Below are 2479 nucleotides of genomic sequence, written 5' to 3'. Positions count from 1 at the left end.
GCCATGCTCGGCAAGGGGCGTTACCGGTAAAGCCCTTGCCGAGCATGGCTCGGCACTACAGGTGAAGCGGCTGCCGAGCATGGCTCGGCACTACAGGTGAAGCGGCTGCCGAGCATGGCTCGGCACTACAGGTGCAGCGTCAGCGCAGCCAACCTGCCAACTGTTCGCGCGACAGCTTGCCGCGCCGCGCTGTATCCAAGGCATTGAATTCGTCAGCCAGGGCCGGATTGGCCTGCGCTTCCTCGCGGCTGATGAAACCATCGCCATCCACATCCATCGCGTCGAAGTCGATGCGGTAATTGCCGATCACGCTGTCCGGCTGGATCGAACGCACCGTGACCTGGGCCTGATCGGTAGGCATCAGGATCTGCGTGGAATGGGTGACCTTGCCGGTGGACAGCGATTGCTCGCGCACATGCACCGGCACATCGTTCAACGGCATGCTGACCGCAGGCTCAGGGCGCGGCACGGTCTGGGCGTTGGCGGCAATGGGCAGCAGGATGGCAAACGCCAATGGCAGGGCAATACGAAACGCGGGCATGGCACGACTCATCAATGGTGGAAGCAGGTTCCGCCACGCGGGTGGCGGCAATGGTGATGGTAGTGCGCTGCAGCTGAACGGGCCAACCGCTCAGCCCGGAATGAACGGGAAGACCAGTTTCAGGAGGCCCTTCAAGCCACCTTCGGCGGTGGAACTGATCGCCTTCGCGCCCAGGCTGTTGAGCGCGCGCCGCAGGTCGACCCAACGCAGCTGGGTGACATCCTTCTTCAGCAGGTCGGCGACTTCTTCCGAGGCCGGGGCCAGTTTCTTCAAGGCATCCAGCGTGGCCTGCGGATCGGGTTGCAGGTAGTTCCAGCGTTCGGCGATGTTGAGCAGGGTGTCGAAACGCACCGCCACCACTTCGCGGTTGCGTTCGTAAACCGGGATCGCGCCGACATCGAGGATGGCCTGCTCGAAGCGTTGGGCATCGTCGGGATGCTCGATGCGGATGGCGAGGAAGCCTTCCTTGCGGCTGCGCTCGCTGACGTGCTTTGCCCCGGAGCGCAGGTTGGCCTCGGTCAGCACCGCCGCGACGATGCGCTGCAGGGCACTGTCGCCTTCTTCAGGTACCAAAGCCCGCCAGCGTGCATAGCCATCGCGACGCAGGCCTTTGACTTTGGCGGGGGTAACCCGTAGCTGCAGGGCGACGGCAGCATTGGAGTCGCTGCGATTGATGGCGCCGTCGCGTTCGATCAATACGAAGATCAGCAGTTCAAGGTCACGCTTGGTCAGCGACTGGAAACCCTGCATCAGGGTCAGCCGTAGAAACTCATTGCCGAAGCCGGCCGGGTCCTTCAGTTCGATGCTGTGCATTGCGGTTCCTCCCATGGCCTACAGCATGCCTGATATGGATTGCAGCAGCTGAGACTGGCGCCTTCAGGGTTTGGCTGGTGCTTGCAAGCCGTATTCACGGCCGGGGCGGTCGGCCTGGAAGGTTTCCACCGCACCCCGGTCCTGCAGGGTGACGAAGACCTGGCGGCCATCGCTGCCACCGAAGGCAAGGTTGCTGGGCTTGCGGCCCTTGAGCGGCACTTCCCGCAGCAGCTTGCCGTCCGGCGCCACCACCGCAATCACACCAGCGTCGTAACGGGCGATATAGAGATTGCCGTCGGCGTCGCAGCGCATGCCGTCCATGCCGTGGTCATCGAAGCGGATCAGCAGGCGCTTGTTGCTGATGCTGCCGTCGGCGGCGCGGTCGTAGACCCAGACAGTGCGCTGCACGCTTTCGTTGACGTACAGGCGCTGGCCATCGGGGCTGACCTCGATGCCATTGGTGGTGCCCATGCCGGTTTCGAGCAGGTGGACACTGCCATCGCGGTCGATGCGCCACAGCTGGCCGTCATCGGCCCTGGACCAGTTCGGATCGCTGGCGTAGAGCGTGCCGTCGGGGGCGAGGGCGATGTCGTTGGGCTGGTGTGCATCGGGCAGGTGCGCGAACACGCTGACGCTGGTTGAGCCTGGTGCCACGCGCAGGATGTTGTGGCGTGGGTAGTCGGCGATATACATCGTGCCATCACTGCCGAAGCGGATGCCGTTGCCGATGCTGCCTTCGGGCAGGGTGAGGAACAGCGTTGCCTTGCCGGTTTCATCGACGCGGCCGATGGTGCCGTCCTTGCCGAGGTTGACCACATACAACGCGCCATCCGGGCCGGTCGCCGGGCCTTCGATGCCGGTGGTGAAGGTGCCATCGCTGACGTGGTCGCGGGCGATGAAGGTGTCGGTGGCCAGGGCGTTGCTGCTCAGGGCGGTGAGCGCGAAGGCGGCGATGCGGGCGCGGGGGATCTGGCGGGCGATGGCGGCGACTTCCGTGTTGGTGGAAGTGCGAGTGTGCCAGAGGCCTGGGCTGGAGCGTGGGTGTGGTTGCGTGGGCAACGACATGTAGTGCCGAGCCATGCTCGGCAGAGGCTTTACCTGAAATGCCCATGCCGAGCATGGCTC

3 protein-coding genes are annotated in these 2479 nt (G+C 64.4%); all 3 read right to left on the bottom strand.

The window, feature by feature from the left end; all coding sequences use genetic code 11:
- Window positions 1-139: 139 nt before the first annotated feature.
- Complete coding sequence (locus tag QMX78_RS21140; protein ID WP_282273371.1) at window positions 140-553, bottom strand: EF-hand domain-containing protein; 414 nt, start codon at window positions 551-553, stop codon at window positions 140-142.
- Window positions 554-631: 78 nt separating this feature from the next.
- Window positions 632-1354, bottom strand: a complete 723-nt coding sequence (locus QMX78_RS21135) for a hypothetical protein (RefSeq protein ID WP_282273369.1) — start codon at window positions 1352-1354, stop codon at window positions 632-634.
- A gap of 63 nt (window positions 1355-1417) precedes the next feature.
- A complete protein-coding gene (locus QMX78_RS21130) occupies window positions 1418-2419 on the bottom strand; it encodes an SMP-30/gluconolactonase/LRE family protein (protein ID WP_282273367.1) in 1002 nt (333 codons plus the stop codon).
- Between the last annotated feature and the right edge of the window lie 60 nt (window positions 2420-2479).

This window comes from Stenotrophomonas sp. PS02298 (genome assembly GCF_029959445.1).
Taxonomy (GTDB): Bacteria; Pseudomonadota; Gammaproteobacteria; order Xanthomonadales; family Xanthomonadaceae; genus Stenotrophomonas.
This window is presented reverse-complemented; position numbering and strand designations above follow the sequence as displayed.